We start from the raw sequence: 20,412 nt of genomic DNA on the forward strand, positions 1-20,412 counted from the left end.
GGTGCATCTATGACCGCCTTATTCTTTTATTTTGCCATTTGCAGCCCAATAAATACCACCAAATAAGTGATTTATATAGGTTTGATCTTGAAAAGCTTCCGGTTTATGACCGAGTGTGGTGTAGAATGAACGGCCTCCTTCGTAAAACTGGTACCATGCAACAGGATGGTTTTCGCCCATACCTTCCAGTGGTGTTTCGTCATATCCCTTTTGATAATCATAGGTGTTTTCATCTACCGATAGGAGTACTTTTATATTTTTGGATTTTAAGAGTTTAAAATTGTACCATTCTTCACTCCACAACCATTTTTCCGGCAGGTGCAGGTTTGAAGGAAAATTGACATCGTGATTGGTGAGTACGGCAGCCTGATATTGGGGGTGGTCTTTAAAAACTCCGCCTACCAGATTATCGAACCACGGATTTCTTATCTCACTATCGGATGTTGAGTGGACTCCCACAAAACCTTTCCCGTTCTGAATATGTGTCTTTAGAACTTCAAGTTGGTCATTGTTTAAGATATCGGCATCGGCATTTAGGAAGACAACCACATCATAGGAAGGTAATTTTTCAGCAAGACCTTCAGGACTTTGCGTCCAATCAAATTTAAACTGATGTTCAGCAGCCATTTTATGAAAAGCATCTACTGCGGTTGGAATACACTCGTAGTGCCAAGTGTCTTGTACGGTGAATAACAACACCTTAAATTGGTCTTGGGCAAAAGCCATATGATTGAAAGTTGTAATGATAAAACATGTTAATTGTAAAATTCTGGTTTTCATAAAGTTTAAGTGTTGAGAGCGTGTTATTATAAGATGTTGAAGTATAAATAGTTCCATGCGGAATTGATGCTGTACCAAACCGGGTAGTTAAAAGCTTCTACTTCTGCCACAACATATTTGAGACCAGTTGTTTTAGCGTATTTGAAATATGCCTCAAAATCCATTTTCCCGCTCTGGCCGAGTTCTTCGTAATCTTTTACATGCCAGCTTATAAACCGGTTCCCGTATTTTTTGAAATAGTCAATGGGGTCAACATTGGAAAAATGCATCCAATATAGGTCGGCTTGGAAACTAACATACTCTTGGTCGGTATTTTCTAGGAGATAATTATAGATAACCTGATTTTCTAGTTTCTTGAATTCATCAGAATGGTTGTGATAAGCGAATGCAATCCCCCTTTCTTTACATAGCTTTCCAATAGCATTGTAATACTTAGCATACTTTTTGAGTTGGGCAAGAGAGGTGATTTCTTTAATTTGATTGTTGGATATTGTGAGGTATTCTACGCCAGCTTGCTTATGGTCTTCTATACATTTTTTCCACCAATCCATGGCTTTTTTCCAAGCTCGGTCATCATTGGAAGGAAGGTCGTAAAACGTCATAGATCCTGTAAATTTCAGGTTGTTCTCTTCTACTAATTTTTTAAAATTTAGAGGAGATAGACCATAAAAGGAGCGGTCTTTATAAACAAAGGTTTCAATATAGCTATAGCCCATTCTATCTAGATACTTCAAGGTCTGCTGAGGGTTTTTCTGCATTTCTTTATGTACCGAAACCAGTTGAATACCTATGTTCTTATCTTTTGGATTTTTCTTGATGTAGCGGGTTTGCCAAAGAATTTCGTTCTTTGGGTTTGTTCCCTTTAAATACACATCGGTCTGATCTTTAAAATCAAAAGTAACCGTCATGGTTTCTTTCCTGGTAAAGTCCCGGTCTTTCATTATCCAATCTGTATCGCTGGTAAATCCACCTTTCCCTAGAAACATATCGCCTTGAGCGCTTTTGCCCAATGCAAAAATAGAATCGGTCTTTGTATCATACCCAATAAGCTCTGTTAAGGTATGGTTGTAGATTTTTCCATCGCTTTGAAATACATCAACGGACATTGCTGTATTGTCTATTTTAGGATAGTTGCTCATTTTTATTAGAGGCGTAGTGGCTACACTATCCGTTTTATGGTCAATTGAACTGACCCAAAACCCTAAATACTGTTGTAATCTATCTGATTGCGATGGAATGGAATCTTGCGAGAAAGCAGAATGTGTTCCTAGTAAGAAAAGCAGCAATGCAATTTTATTGGTAAACCCATGTAAACGGAAATGGTAAGTCATCCTTTAATTTTTATGGTAGTAAATTTAAAGGAGTAGCTTGTTTTAGACTATAAGCTATGAAGCCATAATTGCCACTGGTGTTGCAAATAGAATAGTGCGTTTAAAACCTAGAAAGATGTGTGATTTATTAGAGTAAGTTTAGTCTATCTCTTTGTATACGTGTATGTAAAGTTTTGAATTTCTTAATAAGCTGAATAAACATGGGTGAAAACAGCGTATGCCACATAGGTGCTATACAATGCACAATTTATTATAGAATGGGGGAGGAGTAACATTTACCTTCGGAGCATAGGTACAAACCAACTTATTTATGCAATGGTAAAAACAGATTCTGTAGTAAAGAAAGCTAAAAGGTATTTGGTCTTGTTTTTGGTTACATTTTGGTTAAGCTGTTCTTCGGATAGTGAGGAAATTAAAAATGATGTAGATGATAATGCTACTGTAACCAAAGTGGAAGCTTCCTTTGAGCATACTATTTCGGAAGAGGACCCGTATTCTATTTTATTGAACAATACAACAGAATCGGATTCCGACTTTTCAGCTGTATGGGATTTTGGAACGGGCGGCGATAAGGTCCTTGATATGGAAGGCCTTGAGGAGGTACGTTATGAAAAAACCGGCGAATATACAATTACACTTGAGGTAACCAATACGGCTGGTACATCAACAGCGACCAAGAAAATAATGGTAGACCAACGGTATGGTGTATGTAATATTAATGGGTGTGAAGAACTCTCTCAGAATGGATTAAAAGAAGAGACGGATACATTTGCCGTTGGAGTAATAACACAATCGTACAGAATTAACGAAGGAGGTAACCACACACAAGTATTAAAAAAGGAATTCAATAGTTTAACATCCGAATACGAGATGAAGATGAATATCATGCATCCTTCTCCAAACAGCTACGATTTTAGTGCTGCGGATGCTATTGTTGATTTTGCTGTTGCAAATGACATGTTCGTTCACGGCCATGCCCTAATTTGGCATGATGCCACGCCGGATTGGGTAGAGAATTTTTCGGGTACCGATGCTGAATTCGAGAAGATGGTAGAAGAGTATATAACCACTACCATGACCAGATATAAGGGTAAGGTAAGGTCTTGGGATGTTGTTAATGAGGCTGTGGACGAAAGTGTGGGCAACCCTTTACGAAACTCTATTTTTAGGCAAAGAATGGGAGATGACTATATAAAGAAGTGCTTTCAATTTGCTAGAAATGCAGATCCGGATGCGATTTTGTTTTATAACGATTTTAATATTGCGGCCAATTCTGGCAAAAGAGCTGCTATATTCAATTTGATAGATGATTTGAGTGAACTAGTGGATGGTGTTGGAGCACAAATGCATATCTCAATAGATTATCCTTCAACTGAAGATATACAAGCGGTTGTAGATGCCACCGTTTCAAGAGGTTTAAAAATACATTTTTCGGAGTTGGACATTCGTACGAATCCTGAAAACGACAAAAATGTATCTTCTTTATCCATAGAAAAGGCGGCACAGCAAAAGGCTAAATTCATGGAAGTTGTAAGAATATACAACACCGTACCTCTTGAGAATAAATTTGGCATCACGGTATGGGGTCTTCGTGATAATGAATCTTGGTTGATCGATTTTTTTGGTGTACCGGAATGGCCTTTGCTCTTCGATGAGAATTACAATAAAAAACAGGCCTATGATGGATTTTTAGAGGGATTACAATAGGCGAAAAGATGGATATGAATAAAAAGTTGATAGTTAAAATGAATCTTATTAAGGTAGGGATAATTCAGATAGTAGGTCTTTTATTGTTTACGTTCATAGGTTGTAAAGAAAAAGAAAATAGCGAAAACGCTTTATTGGACGCAACCGTAGAGGAGAAGGAAGAAATCGCCTTAAAATCGGTCTTTAAAGACTATTTTAAAATGGGTTCTGCTATAAATGGTGCAGTAGTTTCTGGAGAAGATACGGCCTTGTTACACATAGTAAAACAACAGTTTAATACAATTACACCCGAGAATTGTATGAAAGCGGAATCCGTAAGTCCGGCCCGCAATGTGTATGATTTTAAAGAGGCAGATGAGTTTGTGGCTTTTGGCCAAGAACAAGAAATGTTTGTTGTGGGGCATACCTTAATCTGGCACAATCAAACTCCGGATTGGTTTTTTACCAATGAAAAAGGAGAACCGAATTCACCCCAAGAACAAAAGGAGCAACTGCGAAAGCATATAGAGACCGTAGCCGGAAGATATGCCGGAAAAGTACATGCATGGGATGTGTTAAACGAAGTGGTTGATAATGATGGGTCTTATAGGCCTACAAATTGGATACAACATATTGGAGATGGTGATGAAATGGTGAAGTTGGCTTTTAAGTACGCCAGCGAATACGCACCTGATACCGAGCTTTATTACAATGATTTTAATGCATGGCGACCTGAAAAAAGAGACGGCATCGTACGTATGGTAAAGATGTTACAGAAAGAAGGAATCCGTATAGACGGAATTGGGATTCAGGGCCATTGGGGACTCAATTTTCCTAAGAACGAATATATCCAACAAGCCATAGATGCCTATGCTGCGCTAGATGTAAAAGTAATGATTACAGAGTTGGATGTAGATGTGCTTCCTTTGACCAAAGAAGGACAGATAATAGGAACGAGTATGATGGAACCCCAATATCAATTGGAAGAGTTTGAAACTTTCCTAGACCCCTATAAAGAAGAACTACCGGAATCCGTTTCTGTGGAATTGGCAGAACGGTACAAGGAACTATTTGAGATTTTCCTGAGCAACCATGACAAAATTGACAGGGTTACTTTTTGGGGCGTACACGATGGTTTGTCTTGGAAAAATGGATATCCCATTCCCAATAGAACCAACTATCCGCTTTTATATACTCGGGATAAAAAACCGAAATTAGCCAAAAAAGCAATTTTGGAAACTGTTAAACAGAAGAACTTTTAATCACAAATATTTAAATGTACAACTCATGAAAAATGCCCTTTTAACTGCGTTAATAGTACTATGCTTCAGTACTTTGTCCAACGCTCAATCTTCGGCTAATGAAAGTGGAGAAAGCCAAGAAACCGAAAAACTCTTATTGACTATTTTCTTGAAGCATGATCAGTCTATGAACTTGGAAGAGATAGAGAAGGTTAGGAGCAATCAGGGATTTTATAAAAACTTTCCTCCGGAAGGAGTATCCGTGGTCAACTGGTATGTAGTTATGGGTATAGGTCAAATGATTGTATTGGAATTACCAGCTTCCAAACTTAGGGAAGTGAATTTGGCCATAGAAAAAACTGCTTGGAAAGCTTTCAGGTCAGAAATTTATCCTACCTATGATTTATACCCATTAATAGAGCAGAAGTTAGATAATAAGTCTAAAGTAAGTTACTAGGTAGAGATTTAACTCATCCAAATTCAATCATTTCTAATGAAAATTTGACGAATTTGGATGAGTTGGAATCTATATGTAAATGTGGCGTGTAGCCCAGTTAATGGACACTATAACCACCAAAATGTATTGAAGAAGTTTTCTTGCTCTAGTTTTTAAGTGGGACAGCATATATTTTACCAGCCATCATATCAGGAACTAACAATCTTCCTTTATCCTCCTCAAGATAAAAATCGGCGGCAGATTCTAAACCTTCAATAAGCACGGTAGACGCCTCGGTTTCAGGATTTATTTTCCAAACTTTTCCAGCTACCCAACTACTTATATAGTAGTTACCCTTACTATCCTGTTCTACGGCATCGGCCCCTCTAAATTGCCCTTTCAGAGGACGAAGAACACCATTTTCGGTAACTAGAAAATTCCCCTTGAAAAAGGCACCTACCATAATATTTCCATCGTTGTCAACACCAACGCCATTGGGGTTCAACATAAGTGGGGAAGTATCTTGTTTTATGGTAATGTGCCCTTCTAAGTCTACATGATAGATACGCCCCAACTCAGGAACTTTCTTGGCTTCTTCACTATCTAACGGCCATAAGTTATTATCGGGATCACGCATGTATTGTGTGGCACCCATATCGGCTACGAAAATTCCGCTATCCTTACCGTCTAACGAAACATCATTGAGATAAAGAACCGTTTCGGGAAAGTTGGTTTTATCCACAAAAATGCTGGCATTCCCTTCTTTATCAACTTTCCAAATTCGGGTAACATCCGAGAAATACAGATTCCCGTTTAAGTAGACTATGCCTTTGGGTTCATCAAAACCTTTGGCAAACACCTTAACACCGGTTTTTGAAATCTCCACCAATTCGCCATCTCCAGGTTCTTTCCCGTTCATTATAGTCACATAATAGTTGTCATTAAAGCCCTTGGTAATGCTCTCCGGTTTCATGCCTACTTTAACAGGGAATTTCACTTCGTGCTGCGCTTGACTTATGAAGGCGAATAAGAAAGTAATAAGGAATGTAAGTTGTTTAGTTTTCATAATGGTTTTTTAGGTTTAAATAGAAAGAGTTAGCTAACAATTTTAAAACTGAATTCTTTTGTGATTAGGAGTGTATGTCCGTATTGAATACACGTGTATAAGTTTAGATATCAGTGTCTTACAAATCTATTAATCATTTGGACATGAATATGATAGTTTTGAAGCAGATACTATTACTATTGATGTGCATTTGGTTTGGCACGGAATGCAAAGTGTGGAGGGTAGGTTCTTTAGGGGGAGAGATTACTAGAATAAAGAGACGTTTATTTGCGTAACGAGAAAAGCCACTTACCTATAATCCGAAATTAGAAGGGATGCACTAAGAACGAGGTATCATTTGACCAACTAAATTGGTTTAACCGCTTTTCTAAAGCGGTTAAACCAGTCATTTTTCTAATAATTATGGGATACCTCTTGTTATCCGTTTATTTTTTACTGAGATTTTGAAAAAACTCGTTTCGGCATGCTATATCCATAAAATCACCACCATATTCTATAGTAGTGGTAGAGCTGTCTTTGTCTTTTATGCCTCTAGATGATACACATAGATGCTTTGCGTTTAGAACAACAATAACACTTTGCGTATTTAACGTTTCTTGTAAATCATTTAAAATTTGCAGACATAAGCGTTCTTGTACCTGCGGACGATGGGAGTAGTAGTCAACCAATCTATTTATCTTGGATAGACCAATAACTTTCTCATTAGGGATGTACCCAATATGTGCGTGTCCCGTTATAGGTAAAAAATGGTGTTCGCAAGAGGAATCAATAGTAATATCATGCTCAATAAGCATTTTTCTGTACCCGTATTTATTGGGAAATGTAGATAATTTAGGCTTATTGTTAGGGTTTAGGCCATAGAACAATTCTTTTACATACATTTTTGCAAAGCGATAGGGTGTTCCGGATAGACTTTCGTCTTTTAGGTCTAGTCCTAACTCTTCCATTATTTTTGAAAAGTAGACCTGGATATTTTCAATTTTTTCTTCGTCCGCTTTGTCAAACGCATTGGAAAGTAAAGGAGTTTCAATAGTTGTTAGTATATGGTTATCTCCAATTTCTTCATCGGTATATTTTTTCATAGTAATTTATCTTGAGCAACAGTTATCCGGTTGACAACGGCAGTATTTTAAGTTGTATATGTGCAATAGTATGAGTGCGAAAGCGGGGAAATAAATAGCAATTTCCGGAAGAGAAATAAGTTGAATCTTTTCGTTTAGGATTACAGCAAGTAAAACAAACCAAGATGTCCACATAGCATATTTTATCCAGGTTTTTGAAGAGTTCTTGGTAGATTGATATATGGCAAAAAGTGAAATTGAAAGAAAAAGAAAATCTAATGAACCCCACCAGGTTGCAGTAGCTTCATGGCAAGCTGTTGAACAGGATTGGGCTATAAATATAAATGGTGTAGCAGTGCAATGCACCATACACAAAGAACTTGCTAGTATACCGATTCTATCCGGTTTTAATGTGGCTTCCTTCATTCTAAATTTTATTATCGCAACCAAGTTGCAATAATAGAAAGAAAATTTTGTTAATACAACTTGGTTGCAGTAATTTTGTATCATGGGAATTTCCAGGAGAACAAAATCTGTTACTAGCTTGCTTGAAATATTTGAGCGAGAAGGACGTGCTTTATCTGCCATTAGTTTGATAGAACGCCTAAAATCAGAGATTAACAAGACAACTGTCTACCGCACTTTGGAGAGGATGGAAGATGAGGGTATGGTGCACTCATTTAAAGGAAAAGATGGACTACAATGGTATGCAAAGTGCAAAGGGTGTACGTCTTTAGTACATTCAGATACGCATCCACATTTTCAATGTCAGGATTGTGGTAAAACCGAGTGTTTAAATTTGAACATGGCTATTCCTACCGTTGCAAATCACAAAGTAAACAGTGCAGAAATTCTGTTAATCGGTCAATGCCAAGATTGTCTTTCTTAGTTCTCTTGCAGAGAGATATTGTTTAATACAACTACCTTAACAAAACTTGCGGACTGCACTTAAAGTTAGTTGCTATTTTGCCCGCATTATGAAATCCTCTTTTATAGGCCAATGATGATAAATATTAGCTATAATTAAAGGGGGGTACAATGATTGCTATTTTGTCAACTGCCTTTACTTGTGGCCTTGCTCAAAATCCGCAAATTTTTCCTTTTATATTCTTCCGGGAGCTTAAGTATGGTTGCTAACGTTAGTATATACGTTGGTAGTGGCTGGTTTTTTTTAGTTAAAAAAGCAGTTTGGTCATAGTAATAATTCCAACAATAAGTATTAAAGATAAAGACAGCCTACGGAATTTGCTTTGGGGAATATAGGCTAAAATCTTTTTTCCTATAAATGTGCCTATTAGACCAATTATAAACAAAAAAGGCACATATTTTAGGTCGTGCTTATGAATATATCCATTGCTATAATATACAAATGTTCTAGAAAAATCTATCAGAAAATCTATAAATGCAGAAGTGGCAATAAACACACTTTTTTCTAAATTGAAAGAGGCCATTGTTAACCCCCTAATAGCTCCTCCTGTGCCTAATAAGCCGGCCGAGAAGCCGGATAGTGCTCCTCCAACAACTGCGTTTTTATCATTTGGAGATATGCTTAGTTTACTCTTAATAAGAAATAACAAGCTAAATCCTATTAAGAAAATGCCTAAGAATATTTCTAAAAAATTACTGTTGAATATCTTTGATAGAAACCCACCAATTACTACAAAAATTACTGATGGTATTCCAATGGATAATAATAACCTTTTGTCTAATCCTTTTTTAAACAAAAATATTTTACTCAGATTACTGGAGAGATGGAATATTGCGGTAAGCCCCAAGACAGATTGAAAATCGAAATAAAAATTACCCAACGGTACAAAAAACACGGATGAACCGAAACCGCCAATTGTACCAATTATTTCGGCTACTAATGTGAGGATTAAAAAAATAAAGTTTATATCCTTCATTCATAAATTAATTTTACATCTCCATTAATAGAACAGGATAACTGCACGGTATTAAATATAGTGCCAAATTTTTCAATATTTTTTTTGAGCAATTCAACATTTAAATCTGTGTCTGTGCTGTAAATCTTCAGTTCATAGTTTATTTTGTCAATTCTAGGAGGTTTCTCTAATCGAATGCCTTTTACTAGTATTTCAGCTTTGGAATACTCAAAATTCATGAAACCAGAAAAGCGTTCCACATTTTTTAGAATACAGGAAGAAAATGAGCCCAAAAATAGTTCTGCTGGATTTGGGATAGTATCAGCAAATTCAGGTGTAATCCCAAAATTAATTTTCGATTGCTTAATTTGAATTGAAGCACTCTTTTTTGAAGATGAACTTGCATCGACCGAATATTCCATAATTGTTTTTTGTGCTTGCAGGTAACGAATATATGGCTCGTAACGTGTAAAAAGAGGTTTTCCTTTCGGTTAAGTACAAGCCTGATATTTTTTATCAATAAACCAAATTAATAAAAAAACGGATTTGCAAATACATCCTAACCCTGAATTCTGCAACTAACTATTTATGAGTTGTTTATATAATTTCAAAAAGTGACGTTGGTTATAGTTGTTTTGCTAATAGTAATTCCAAAGCTTCCTTCAAATGTTTTCTCCACGCTGTATGTACATCATCAAAACCAACAAGATGAGCACCTTTGGTATTAAGGAAATCAATTTCATCTTCAGTTAGTTTACCAACATTGGCATCCTTTAAGGCATGGTAATAAATTAGATTAGATAGGTCAGTGTTCTTCAACAATTCCGAATATCGCTTATAACCATATGCAGCAGCAACTTTGTGTGAATTGATCATCATTAAATCCTCAGCCTTTTGTTCTACCTTTGTACTAATAGCATCTTCTTCAAAACCGGCGTCAATTCCTTCGGAATATGCCCTCCAAACTTCTTCCGCAATATCTAACCTGCCTACCATGAGTAAATACCCGTCTGCAATATTACCAAACTTGGAAATATAGTCTTGCCCTGCAAAACAACCATACGAAATACCTACAATAAAGACCTTTTTATTTTCAGATTTAAAATAACTAACAAGCTCATGTAACATTGCGGAAGTTTTTGCTCCCAACATTTTGGCTTTGTCAAATGAAATTTCTTTCTCTAACATTGTTTGAGGTTCTATAGTCTGGGCTTGATGCGTATTTATAATGAAGTATTTAGTATCATCAATTTCTCCTTTCTCTTTAAAAATAGCTTTTACTTCATCCGTAAATAATCTAGGGAAAGGGCCTCCTTGTGCAATAAGTACTATGGTATCACTTTTTGAGTTACCAAACGAATATCCTAATTTCTTCAACTTCTCAGGCATGCCTTCATAGGCTATGGATATGTTTTCTGTTTCTGCTTCAGCTTCAACAACTACAAGTATTTTATGATTTCCATCCTTGTCAACAAACATTTGAGGTGTCAATTTTTTCTGCATTACTAATGGAATAACCTCTTTAAATGTTGTTGGTGTTCCGTTTTCATAATACACCGACCCGACATTAGAGGGTGGATTTTTCATTAATTCCTCATAGGATATTAGTCGTAAACTATCTGGAACAAAAGAGTATTTTTGGGCATTACATAGTGCAGATGTGAAAATGAAGATTACGAGTACTAGATTTTTCATATGGTTTATTTGATTATTCTTTGCAAAGGTTTATTCATGAAACGTAGTCAGTTACATGCGCTATTTTTCATATACATTGTTGAGGATAGTAATTATTTCCCCAGTATTTCATTGATATATATTGAACGATATTTTTCTGGATACTCAATTTGTACACCGTGCGTTCCATTTTCGAACAAAAACCATTTTTTAGATGGCGCTATAATGGAATCAAAATACATTTTTGCTACAGGCGTTTCGGTAAAATGGTCATTGTCTCCTTGTAATATATAAACGGGCACTTTCAATTCAGGAATATCACGCATTAAGTTCATATCAATTGCTGTAGGTTGTAAAATCTTAGCTGCAGGGTAGTAGGATTCAGGACTATTTATCATATCAGTAAATTTTTCCTTAAACGTTAACCCATTATCTAAAAACATACTTTTAATAAAATTAAAGTCGGTATCAAGTTTTATCGGCGCATACTTCATTACAATTTGTCGTTCTATTTCAAAGGCTTCGGTTACTGAATTTTTTGAGTTTTTAACGTAAGGAGGTCTCCCAATTTGTTTCAATTGACTGATTGAAACGGTATCATTATGTTTTTGCGATTCAGACATTGCAAATTCATAGGATAACTCTTCTGAAAGTGATAGGTTGGCCATTAGACCACTACCAATATAAGCGTGATATAATTCAGGCTGTTTTTGAACCATATAAGCTGCTACTGCTGTTCCCCACGATAAACCTTCAATGTAAATTTTATCTTTTTTAAAAGTCTTTTTCAATTGATTTGATAGTTCCAAACCATCATCTACTATATGGTCTAAGGTAATGGACGAGTCAGGTATGCTATCATTATAAGCTAGTCCGGAGCCTCTTTGTTCCCAATAGCAAACCGTAAATATATCTTCTAGATCAATTCCTGATAGTTTGTAAATTACCGGTAAAATTGGTGCACCCGGTCCTCCGTGAACTATTAGTAATACGGGGTTATTTTTATCTTTCCCTCTAATGGTAACCCTTTGTTGCACTCCATTTATAGTCATATCCTCATGTGTAGCTATACTATTTGGAAGTACATTGCCCTTTTCATCTAAAAAAGGTTCTTCTTCTCCAGAACTGTTGATTCTGATGATAAGTAATACAACTAAAATAAACGCAATAAGTGCCCCCACTAAAACCAAAAGCCATTTTCCTATTTTCTTTACTATTTTCATATGTTCATAATCAATTCTGTGTTTTTATTATTACCCCTAACGTTTGAGTGATGAATGGTATGGGAGCAAACTGGGGCTTGCTTTCCACCATGTACATAGCTAAATCTTACGGTTTTGATTTATATTTTCTGGCCAGAACCAAAACCCGTATTGTTTATTGGTTGTGGCGTAGCCAGTTTTTTCCAAGCTACCAAGTCAATATTCCGTTCAGTAGTAGATTATTTTAGTCTAATAAGGAATTGAATAATACCTGTCAAAAGCTCTGCGGATTATTATAATTTAAAAGCAAACCCAGAAATTTTTTCTGGGTTTGAGAATCAATAAGACAAGTTTAGTTACTCTTTTGAAGGGGGTTGTAGTGTGTAGCCCATAGAGGTCATCACATTCAACTGATCGTAGTAATGGGCAATCATCGTAATTTTACCGTTTTCTAAAAAACAGGTTACCTGCGCAGGTATCGGAATCTCTTGACCGGTTTTCTTAGAGCTAATGGTATCGGTAGTCCAAACCATGACCCACTCGCCCTCGTTTATTCCACCGGTTACTTTTATGGGGGCATAGGACGTGTTTTCGTCAATCTTATGTTTAGTGGTTGCGAAGCTTTCCTTGTAATATTCGGATAACTGCGTGGGGTTCATTACGTTTGAAGGACCTCCGGTTAGACCATAAATCTTTGCATCATCTGCTAATTGCGCTACCATAGTTTGCACATCTTCGTTTTGAAGTGCATTTACGTAATTAGATACGATTGCTACATTTACTTCGGCATTCTCGAAATCCATAGTAGCCGAAATTTCTTGTGCGTTAAAGATTAACGGAGTGAAAAATAAAGTAAGCGTAAAAAGCATAATCTTTCTAATTGTTCTCATAATATATAATTGTTGGTTATTATTCTACTCAATTGGTTGATTTACAACAAATGGGGGAATAATGTTTCTGGCAATAAATACTAGGGGAACTAACTTACTTTAATAGAAACCTAAACTATTAATTTTTTTAGATATAAGTACAAAATATTCTAAATAATTGAAATTTAAAAATTTATAGTATAACTGGATTCATGTGGAATTCCTGATATAAAAATCAAAACGTTTAAGAAAAATTACTTTCTGCTTGGCTGGATACTTCTTAGAATAATAAGTAATAGATGCTAGGTAATTGTATCCAGAACTAATCTAGAAAAATTGAAGAAGTATTGTATTGAATGGTCTGGTGTATGATTTCGTTGCGTTGGTTAGCACTTAACTTTGCAATCACGCACCAAGACGGAAATTCCACAGAAATTGCCAAAGTAGGCGAGAACAAGCAATTACTTATAGCCATTGTTTTAAAACGTTTTTCAATAATACTTCAGTTATTTGGTTATTGATAACTCTTTATTTTCTCAATTACACTTTTTCTTAAAGTTGTATCGATATTTCTTTTGAACTCTTCTGTTGTTAAAATTAGTGGATTTTTTTCTGTTGATTTTCTTGATTTAAGTAATTTCATATCATCTAATAAATTATTTACAAACGGATGGTTTGAAATTTGAGCATCCACACCATTCTTAATCGCAAATGATTCAAAATAATTAAGCGATTTCAGATATTTTTTATTTTCTTCTAGAGTATTGGGCAACCCTGTTCCTCCCCAAATTGAAACAGCATGATTTATATTATTATCAGTTGTATTGATTACTAATGAAATAGCACCTTTAGTATGGCCTGGTGTTAACAATACTCTTATGTTAGTTTCCCCAAGAGATATAATTTCTTTGTCATCTACTTTTTGATAGGATTGAGGTAGTGGTAAATCACTTGATTTATTTCCAAAAGGATCTACTAAAACGAGTGCATTAGGGTCTTGGAGACCATTCCAGGCAACTTCGCTCATTAGAATTTTGGATTTATAGGTTTTCTCAATAAAATTAGCGCCACCATAATGATCGGCATGCTCGTGAGTAACCAATAGATACTTAATATCTTTAGGGTTTAATCCAAGTTTTTCTATGCCAGGAATAATAACATTCTTTGCATCATTATTAGTCCACATGGCGTCTATTAATATTATTCCCTGTGTAGTATTTACAATAAATGCTCCCACACCTCCATAACCAACAAAGTAAATATTATCAAACAATTTTGTAGGTTCAACAATCTCTGTATTGAATAGTGGTGAATCACTAAGATCAATTTTTTCGTGAGAAGTTGAAATAGTTTCTTCTCTCTTCTTTTTAGAATTACATCCCAATATAAGTACTGTGAAAACTAGTAAAATTATGTTTTTCATGTTGAGATTTTAAATGTTTTACAACGGTTTAGCTATGAGCATTACGGGCGCAAACTAACGTTTGTTTTCCGCCACAAACACACATAGCTAAAGCTTTTTGATATAATTTATTTTTTCTTGTCCAGAGCAAAATCCAAAAGATTTGGCGTATATTCTAAATATGCCCAAATTTTAATCAAGCAGCTAAACTCCTAGTTATTACAGCCATTGTGGCAATAGTTTTTTTATAAAAACTGTATATATAGTGCTTGGTATTCTTTAGTCGTAACTGACATTCAGCAAGTTTTAAATGGGTATATTTTTTTCAAAATTATCGTTTTGACACGCTTAGTCAATTTATTGAAAGCCGCAGTCAGTTAAAGTACCTTTATTCTCTATAGATTTGATTCGTATAATAAAGTTACTAATAATCATAAATTCTTCAACCATGCTTAAAAACAAAAAGGACCTAAAATTTATAAAGTTAGCTGCCATAATTATGGTGTTCACAGTCGCTCAAAGTTGTGGTGAAAACGTAAATAAACCAGAAAAAAAAGAGGATTCGGTGGCAGTACTTTCTCTTAAAGAAGAAGCTCATACTCATGATAATTCCACACATACGCACACGAGTAAGAGAATAATTACGCCAAATGACGCCCAACAACTGTGGATATTTCCTGAGCGTAAAGACAAACTCGGGTCCGGAGGATTACTTCAAATTTATATGGATCCTGAAAGTCACCCAGATGCTTCTTCAGGTTTTTCAAAATACGAGTTGGGAGTGGGTGGAGCTTTACCAGAACACAAGCATAATAAAACAGAAGAAATTGCTTATTTTCTTTCAGGAACAGGTGTAGTAATTAGTTATGAGAATGATGAGCGTAAAGAAACAATCGTTAAAGAGGGCTATGTATGGTATACTGCACCGGGAGAATGGCATTCCTTTCAAAATACGGGCAAGGAACCTTTAAAATTGGTATTTGCTACGGTACCAAATGCTAAGCATGGTCTGTTGGACTTTTTTAAAAAAGTAGGGGTAAAGCCTGAAACAGAACCATCTAATACGCTTAGTGCAGAGGAATTTGCCAAATTAGCAGCAGACAACGACCTGATATTAAAACCTTCAAAAATTGAATAGAAATAAGTTCTTGGCTTTATACTAAACAGACGTGATTACTTAAATCTTCATAATAGTAAGAAAATAGGGCGTTGGGGTATTTATCACTTAAAACATGAGTAGTCATTGCCTAAATTGGTTATTATGACTTCATTCTCTCAGAAAGCTGTACTTTTCTAAAAGAAAAATATATAAATAATGGGTAATGGTTACGACATAGCAAAAAGAACACCTACGTTCAAGAAAATTGAAGTGTCGTCACTTATGTTTTCGGAATATAGATGTGCAGAGACAAAATCGATATTCACCGCTTGGAACCACTTAAATTATTTTATCTATGTGTTAGAAGGTAAAAAGAAATGGCGAACGCTAGAGAACAGTTATATGATTAATGCCAATGAGGTACTTTTTGTAAAAAAAGGGGCAAATATAATTGAGAAGTATTTTGACTCTGATTTTTGCGCCATAGTAATCTTTATTCCCGATTCTTATGTCAAGGATTTTATGTCACAAAAACCTGAAATTGGTGCCAATCTAAACAGTAATCTTCAAAGTGACAGTGCAATTCCTGTGAAAATGGATAGAACTTTAAGTACTTATTTTACCTCAATATTAGATTATTTTTCCAATGATGAAAAGCCTTCAAAATATCTGATAGAAATAAAATTTCAAGAATTATTGGTCAATATTTTGTCGCTTCCATCCAACCCTGAAATAGGCAGCTATTTTAAACAGATAGCCCAAGAAGTTAAACCATCTATTAAAAACATAATGGAGGCCAACTTTGTTTATAATTTATCGCTCGTTGATTTTGCAAGACTATCGCACAGAAGTTTAAGTACTTTTAATCGCGACTTTTATAGCGTTTATGGAATGTCACCAGGAAAATGGCTTACTAAACAAAGGCTTATTCATGCGAAACTATTATTGGAGAATACCAATCGAAAAGTATATGAAGTGGCTTTTGATAGTGGCTTTGAAAGTCCAGCCCATTTTGCAAGAGTATTCAAGCACGAGAATGGTATTACCCCTTTAAAATTTCAAAAAGCGCAACTGTCAGTTTAAGAGGTTTCCTAGAAAAAAATTCAGTAGTATTATGAATAGTCATGAAAGTAAGGTGACCGAAACAACTTCAAAGCAATGGCTAAATCTAATAGACCAGCTTGGAGAGCAATTGGCTGCAAACGGATTTGCTCACGATCAGGCTGATACCTTTGTAGCCAATAATTATCAATTGTTGAAGGAACAAGGATATCTAACGGCTATGATACCAAGAGCATTGGGAGGCGCTGGTGTCTCCTTTACTGATATGTGTGCTATATTGGTCAAAATAGCACAGTATTGCCCTTCTACGGCATTGGCATTGTCCATGCACCAGCACCTTCTTGCGGCAAATATTTGGAAATATAAACACGAAGGCACAGGCGAAGAATTCTTAAAAGAAGTAGTGGATAAAAACCTAGTGCTGGTCAGCACAGGTGCACGTGACTGGCTAGATTCTAATGGAACCATGAAAAAAATTGATAATGGTTATTTGGTCTCAGCAAGAAAACAATTTGCAAGCCAATCTGCAATAGGTGATCTCTTGGTTACCAGCATACCCTATAATAATCCAGAAGAGGGATGGCAAATACTCCATTTTACAGTATCTATGAAATCTGATGGGATACAGCTATTGGATGACTGGCACACATTGGGAATGCGCGGAACAGGTTCGCAGACAGTAATTCTTAATAATGTGTTCATTCCAGAAGACTCCATAGTGATGAAGAGAGCAAAAGGCGAATTCCCTATGTTTTGGAATGTAGTATTAACCGTCGCGTTGCCGTTAATAATGGCACCCTATCTAGGGATTGCAGAAAAAGCGATGAAGATTACTTTAGAAAAATCAAAACAGAGTAGACTTCATGAAACTACTATTTTACTTGGGGAAGTTTATAATAGCTACACATTGTCCAAAGTGCTACATAAAGACATGCTTGAAATAGCCAATGATTTAGATTTTAAATCTGAGGAAAGAATAGGTGTTGAAATGTTAACTAGAAAAACTTTGGTTGCGAATGCATGTAAAGAAACTGTGAATAAGGCCATGGAAACGGTAGGCGGACAAAGTTTTTACAGAAAATACGAATTGGAGCGACTCTTTCGTGACATGCAAGCGGTTGGTTTTCATACATTACCTGAAAAGAAACAGCAGCATTTTACAGGCGATTTTTTATTGAAATAGCAAATTTTTGACAACGTGTTTGCATATGGTTTGTTGCGAGTTTAAGCAACTAATATGGTAATTACAAACAGAAGAGAAAATCCGCGAGGGTTTTGGTAAGCAGGCTCGCACTAGCAATTAATTTTATACAGTGTTGGCATATGTATTTCCATGTTAATTATTTTAACTACACACAGCCTTTCCAGAGGTTAGGAAATGTAAATCCTTTCTTCTTGTTCATTGCAGCAAATGTGAAGGAAATTAAATTTCATCACCAGCAATTATAAAATTAACTTTTTATCCTGTTTGTCCATAGGTAAAAAGGTGATATCCAAATAACCTCCACTGGCGTTATCATCAGTAACTATTTGAGGTTTTCCTTTAATCATTTCAATAGAGTTTTGATGGACATGCCCTGCAAAAATGCCCAACAGATTTGGAGCAGTAAAAACTTTCTTGTGAAAATTAAGTGTTGTTTGAGTATGTCCACTTTCTGGCCATTTAGGACGTCTTTCTATTTCAAAATTGCGATCTGTGGCAGCTCCCCAATTCGGATTTCCGCAACCAAATAATACGTTCTTTCCAGGAGCATACATTGGAATATGTACCAATAAAACCAAAGGCATACCACTAGCAACCTGTTCCATAAAAAATGTTAATTGCTCCTCATTAATTTGATAGGTAGAATTATCTATTGCTAAAAATCTGATTCCTTTGATATCATAAGCCGCCATTAAAGGGTGATTGCCCTGATACAAGGGCAGTAATCGCTTTTCAATCCACGTATCGCGTAGAGACTCCAACGTGCCTTCCATCCCTTCATAATGCCAATCGTGATTCCCTGCTATATAAATGTACGGAATGCCCGTATCCTTCAATTTTGATTGAACCCACTCTATTGCCGCTTCAGACGGGAAACTAAAAATATCTCCGTTCAAAATAATAACATCGGCATTTACTTCTTTCGCAAATGCTAGTGTTTGTTCAAAGGCTTCCTCCGGATTCGTTTCTATTTGGGTTTTAAAATGTGTAGTTTGGTTATAAGCCTTTGCCATTCGATTACTATACTTTTGGTAAGGAGTTCCTCTTTCATCATCTTTAAACAAATGCGTATCGGCTATATAAACTACCTTTATTGCCTCATTAATTACATCAGCATAAAAGAACACTTTTTGCTGGTCTATAGTAGTACATACCTTAACAGGCTTCTTTATTTTCTTATGAGTTGTTTTTGCAAAAGAGCTTGTTGTAAGTCCAAGCCCCATTAGGGCTGTGGTAGTTCTTCTAAAAAATGAGCGACGTTTCATAAAATTTGGTTATTGTAATAAAAATATAGAATAGTATCAGGCCTCTTTATTTTCCAAATGCATGCCAACGGTTCGGCTAAGCGTAGTGCGGGATTAAAGAGCACTTCACTATCAGCCTACCGATATATTTTTATTATTCATTCACTTTCAATTTAGCACCAAAACCCACATTACGTATAGCCGTTGTTGTGCCTAGTATTTTATTTTTCTCCTTTTGGAATTGTTCCGTTCATCCATTCTTTCACTTGGAGTTCCGACCCTGGCATCATTGCCATTTGCTTACTGTCCATATCAATCACACAAAATGCTAGAATATGATAGTCAGTCTGATTGTACTTTTTTGCTATTTCATCATTACCGACTTCTGAAACATATCCTAAAAGTCTAATTATTTTTCCTTCTTTCTCATATCCGCTGTTTACAAGTGAAGCAACCCAAATTGTATTGCCACCTTCTAACTTTACTTGATAATATGGTTTATCGTTGTGTGCAGTATGAACTTCGGTTACGAGTCCATTAAATGCAATTATTTCACCGTCTAGTTTTTCGATTTTCTTCAAGTCCTTTCCTGTGAAATTTGTCGGACAAGCTTCTTTATTGCTATTCGATGCAGGCTCAACAGAGTTTTCAACTTCTGATTGAATTAAACTTCTGATTTTTTCGCAATTCTTATTTAAAGTCGGAATTATTCCATTCTTGATTTCTTCTAAAGCTCCTTGTTGCACTAATATCTTTTGTTCTTCGGAATCAACAAGGCTAAAGATTTGATTGAACTCTTTGTCATAGCACCTATTAAATTCAGGTTTAATTTCGGAATAAGAGCTAATATCATCTTTAATGCAGTCACAGATTTTGTCCGATACTTTTTTGGTTATTGTTTCAATACTTTGGCTAAAACTTGTCAGACTAACCAATGTGAAGATTATTGTCGTTATTTTTTTCATTTTTTATATTAGGCACAACGGTCTCGTATAACCTTCAGTTACGGGTTAATATGCGTTAATTTTCGGTTTAACACAGACTTTAGCAATTCCGAGTGGATTCGGACGTAGTCGAATCCGCCGTAATTGCGTTTAGCATCTATGTAAAAGCAGTAAGTCGAGTATCTTTAAGATGAACTAAAAATTAAAGATATGAACACTCAAATTACT

General features: G+C 35.7%; 20 protein-coding genes. 7 read left to right on the forward strand and 13 right to left on the reverse strand.

Annotated elements, in window-relative coordinates; genetic code table 11:
• Window positions 1-18: 18 nt before the first annotated feature.
• Window positions 19-780, reverse strand: a complete 762-nt coding sequence (locus tag H9565_RS12560; RefSeq protein WP_215440130.1) for a ThuA domain-containing protein — start codon at window positions 778-780, stop codon at window positions 19-21.
• Window positions 781-806: 26 nt separating this feature from the next.
• The gene (locus tag H9565_RS12565) at window positions 807-2,111 is read right to left on the reverse strand and encodes a sugar phosphate isomerase/epimerase family protein (RefSeq protein ID WP_215440132.1); all 1,305 of its coding nucleotides are present in this window, start codon (window positions 2,109-2,111) and stop codon (window positions 807-809) included.
• A 315-nt stretch (window positions 2,112-2,426) separates the two neighbouring features.
• On the opposite strand from H9565_RS12565, the gene H9565_RS12570 reads away from it, so the two are divergent.
• Genes H9565_RS12570 through H9565_RS12580 form a run of 3 tightly spaced genes read left to right on the forward strand, consistent with a single transcriptional unit; the run spans window position 2,427 to window position 5,495 of the window.
• On the forward strand, window positions 2,427-3,818 hold the full coding sequence (locus tag H9565_RS12570) for an endo-1,4-beta-xylanase (RefSeq protein WP_215440134.1): 1,392 nt from the start codon (window positions 2,427-2,429) through the stop codon (window positions 3,816-3,818).
• A gap of 38 nt (window positions 3,819-3,856) precedes the next feature.
• The gene (locus H9565_RS12575; RefSeq protein ID WP_215440136.1) at window positions 3,857-5,059 is read left to right on the forward strand and encodes an endo-1,4-beta-xylanase; all 1,203 of its coding nucleotides are present in this window, start codon (window positions 3,857-3,859) and stop codon (window positions 5,057-5,059) included.
• 25 nt (window positions 5,060-5,084) lie between these two features.
• Entirely contained in the window at window positions 5,085-5,495 is a 411-nt protein-coding gene (locus tag H9565_RS12580; RefSeq protein ID WP_215440138.1) for a hypothetical protein, read from the forward strand.
• A gap of 145 nt (window positions 5,496-5,640) precedes the next feature.
• Here the strand turns inward: H9565_RS12580 and H9565_RS12585 are convergent, their stop codons facing one another.
• The 3 genes from H9565_RS12585 to H9565_RS12595 form a co-directional block, all read right to left on the reverse strand.
• On the reverse strand, window positions 5,641-6,540 hold the full coding sequence (locus H9565_RS12585) for an SMP-30/gluconolactonase/LRE family protein (protein ID WP_215440140.1): 900 nt from the start codon (window positions 6,538-6,540) through the stop codon (window positions 5,641-5,643).
• Between the two features lie 425 nt (window positions 6,541-6,965).
• Window positions 6,966-7,622, reverse strand: coding sequence for a GTP cyclohydrolase I FolE (gene folE / locus H9565_RS12590; RefSeq protein ID WP_215440142.1), 657 nt, complete (start codon window positions 7,620-7,622; stop codon window positions 6,966-6,968).
• A 6-nt stretch (window positions 7,623-7,628) separates the two neighbouring features.
• On the reverse strand, window positions 7,629-8,189 hold the full coding sequence (locus H9565_RS12595) for a MerC domain-containing protein (protein ID WP_246560587.1): 561 nt from the start codon (window positions 8,187-8,189) through the stop codon (window positions 7,629-7,631).
• Between H9565_RS12595 and H9565_RS12600 the strand changes: the two genes are divergently transcribed.
• Window positions 8,110-8,490 (forward strand): Fur family transcriptional regulator, encoded by a 381-nt coding sequence (locus tag H9565_RS12600; protein ID WP_215440145.1) that lies wholly within the window; start codon window positions 8,110-8,112, stop codon window positions 8,488-8,490. The two genes, H9565_RS12595 and H9565_RS12600, sit on opposite strands and share 80 nt — an antisense overlap.
• 286 nt (window positions 8,491-8,776) lie before the next feature.
• On the opposite strand, the gene H9565_RS12605 is transcribed toward H9565_RS12600, so the two are convergent.
• The 6 genes from H9565_RS12605 to H9565_RS12630 all read right to left on the reverse strand — a co-directional run bounded on the left by H9565_RS12605 (window position 8,777) and on the right by H9565_RS12630 (window position 14,652).
• Window positions 8,777-9,505 (reverse strand): sulfite exporter TauE/SafE family protein, encoded by a 729-nt coding sequence (locus H9565_RS12605; RefSeq protein ID WP_215440147.1) that lies wholly within the window; start codon window positions 9,503-9,505, stop codon window positions 8,777-8,779.
• On the reverse strand, window positions 9,502-9,906 hold the full coding sequence (locus H9565_RS12610; RefSeq protein ID WP_215440149.1) for an OsmC family protein: 405 nt from the start codon (window positions 9,904-9,906) through the stop codon (window positions 9,502-9,504). The genes H9565_RS12605 and H9565_RS12610 overlap by 4 nt, the downstream gene beginning before the upstream one ends.
• A 202-nt stretch (window positions 9,907-10,108) precedes the next feature.
• Window positions 10,109-11,179, reverse strand: coding sequence for a hypothetical protein (locus tag H9565_RS12615; RefSeq protein WP_215440151.1), 1,071 nt, complete (start codon window positions 11,177-11,179; stop codon window positions 10,109-10,111).
• Between the two features lie 92 nt (window positions 11,180-11,271).
• Window positions 11,272-12,381 (reverse strand): alpha/beta fold hydrolase, encoded by a 1,110-nt coding sequence (locus tag H9565_RS12620; RefSeq protein ID WP_215440153.1) that lies wholly within the window; start codon window positions 12,379-12,381, stop codon window positions 11,272-11,274.
• A 335-nt stretch (window positions 12,382-12,716) separates the two neighbouring features.
• Entirely contained in the window at window positions 12,717-13,250 is a 534-nt protein-coding gene (locus H9565_RS12625) for a nuclear transport factor 2 family protein (protein WP_215440155.1), read from the reverse strand.
• Between the two features lie 493 nt (window positions 13,251-13,743).
• Entirely contained in the window at window positions 13,744-14,652 is a 909-nt protein-coding gene (locus H9565_RS12630; RefSeq protein WP_215440157.1) for an MBL fold metallo-hydrolase, read from the reverse strand.
• Window positions 14,653-15,079: 427 nt separating this feature from the next.
• Between H9565_RS12630 and H9565_RS12635 the strand changes: the two genes are divergently transcribed.
• The 3 genes from H9565_RS12635 to H9565_RS12645 all read left to right on the forward strand — a co-directional run bounded on the left by H9565_RS12635 (window position 15,080) and on the right by H9565_RS12645 (window position 17,975).
• A complete protein-coding gene (locus H9565_RS12635) occupies window positions 15,080-15,769 on the forward strand; it encodes a cupin domain-containing protein (RefSeq protein ID WP_215440159.1) in 690 nt (229 codons plus the stop codon).
• A 177-nt stretch (window positions 15,770-15,946) separates the two neighbouring features.
• The gene (locus tag H9565_RS12640; protein ID WP_215440161.1) at window positions 15,947-16,813 is read left to right on the forward strand and encodes a helix-turn-helix domain-containing protein; all 867 of its coding nucleotides are present in this window, start codon (window positions 15,947-15,949) and stop codon (window positions 16,811-16,813) included.
• 31 nt (window positions 16,814-16,844) lie between these two features.
• Entirely contained in the window at window positions 16,845-17,975 is a 1,131-nt protein-coding gene (locus H9565_RS12645) for an acyl-CoA dehydrogenase family protein (RefSeq protein ID WP_215440163.1), read from the forward strand.
• A gap of 260 nt (window positions 17,976-18,235) precedes the next feature.
• Here H9565_RS12645 and H9565_RS12650 read toward each other — a convergent pair whose 3' ends face one another.
• Window positions 18,236-19,261, reverse strand: coding sequence for a metallophosphoesterase family protein (locus H9565_RS12650; protein ID WP_215440165.1), 1,026 nt, complete (start codon window positions 19,259-19,261; stop codon window positions 18,236-18,238).
• 200 nt (window positions 19,262-19,461) lie between these two features.
• Window positions 19,462-20,205, reverse strand: coding sequence for a hypothetical protein (locus H9565_RS12655; RefSeq protein WP_215440167.1), 744 nt, complete (start codon window positions 20,203-20,205; stop codon window positions 19,462-19,464).
• Window positions 20,206-20,412 lie beyond the last annotated feature (207 nt).

It is taken from the genome of Zobellia russellii (assembly GCF_018728565.1).
Lineage (GTDB): Bacteria > Bacteroidota > Bacteroidia > Flavobacteriales > Flavobacteriaceae > Zobellia > Zobellia russellii.

Coding starts and splice junctions, on each gene's coding strand:
- H9565_RS12570 (WP_215440134.1), top strand. CDS start 2,427: ATGGTAAAAACAGATTCTGTAGTAAAGAAAGCTAAAAGGTATTTGGTC.
- H9565_RS12600 (WP_215440145.1), top strand. CDS start 8,110: ATGGGAATTTCCAGGAGAACAAAATCTGTTACTAGCTTGCTTGAAATA.
- H9565_RS12565 (WP_215440132.1), bottom strand. CDS start 2,111: ATGACTTACCATTTCCGTTTACATGGGTTTACCAATAAAATTGCATTG.
- H9565_RS12625 (WP_215440155.1), bottom strand. CDS start 13,250: ATGAGAACAATTAGAAAGATTATGCTTTTTACGCTTACTTTATTTTTC.
- H9565_RS12575 (WP_215440136.1), top strand. CDS start 3,857: ATGAATCTTATTAAGGTAGGGATAATTCAGATAGTAGGTCTTTTATTG.
- H9565_RS12585 (WP_215440140.1), bottom strand. CDS start 6,540: ATGAAAACTAAACAACTTACATTCCTTATTACTTTCTTATTCGCCTTC.
- H9565_RS12635 (WP_215440159.1), top strand. CDS start 15,080: ATGCTTAAAAACAAAAAGGACCTAAAATTTATAAAGTTAGCTGCCATA.
- H9565_RS12630 (WP_215440157.1), bottom strand. CDS start 14,652: ATGAAAAACATAATTTTACTAGTTTTCACAGTACTTATATTGGGATGT.
- H9565_RS12645 (WP_215440163.1), top strand. CDS start 16,845: ATGAATAGTCATGAAAGTAAGGTGACCGAAACAACTTCAAAGCAATGG.
- H9565_RS12610 (WP_215440149.1), bottom strand. CDS start 9,906: ATGGAATATTCGGTCGATGCAAGTTCATCTTCAAAAAAGAGTGCTTCA.
- H9565_RS12580 (WP_215440138.1), top strand. CDS start 5,085: ATGAAAAATGCCCTTTTAACTGCGTTAATAGTACTATGCTTCAGTACT.
- H9565_RS12615 (WP_215440151.1), bottom strand. CDS start 11,179: ATGAAAAATCTAGTACTCGTAATCTTCATTTTCACATCTGCACTATGT.
- H9565_RS12640 (WP_215440161.1), top strand. CDS start 15,947: ATGGGTAATGGTTACGACATAGCAAAAAGAACACCTACGTTCAAGAAA.
- H9565_RS12595 (WP_246560587.1), bottom strand. CDS start 8,189: ATGGCAGATAAAGCACGTCCTTCTCGCTCAAATATTTCAAGCAAGCTA.
- H9565_RS12620 (WP_215440153.1), bottom strand. CDS start 12,381: ATGAAAATAGTAAAGAAAATAGGAAAATGGCTTTTGGTTTTAGTGGGG.
- H9565_RS12650 (WP_215440165.1), bottom strand. CDS start 19,261: ATGAAACGTCGCTCATTTTTTAGAAGAACTACCACAGCCCTAATGGGG.
- H9565_RS12655 (WP_215440167.1), bottom strand. CDS start 20,205: ATGAAAAAAATAACGACAATAATCTTCACATTGGTTAGTCTGACAAGT.
- H9565_RS12560 (WP_215440130.1), bottom strand. CDS start 780: ATGAAAACCAGAATTTTACAATTAACATGTTTTATCATTACAACTTTC.
- folE (WP_215440142.1), bottom strand. CDS start 7,622: ATGAAAAAATATACCGATGAAGAAATTGGAGATAACCATATACTAACA.
- H9565_RS12605 (WP_215440147.1), bottom strand. CDS start 9,505: ATGAAGGATATAAACTTTATTTTTTTAATCCTCACATTAGTAGCCGAA.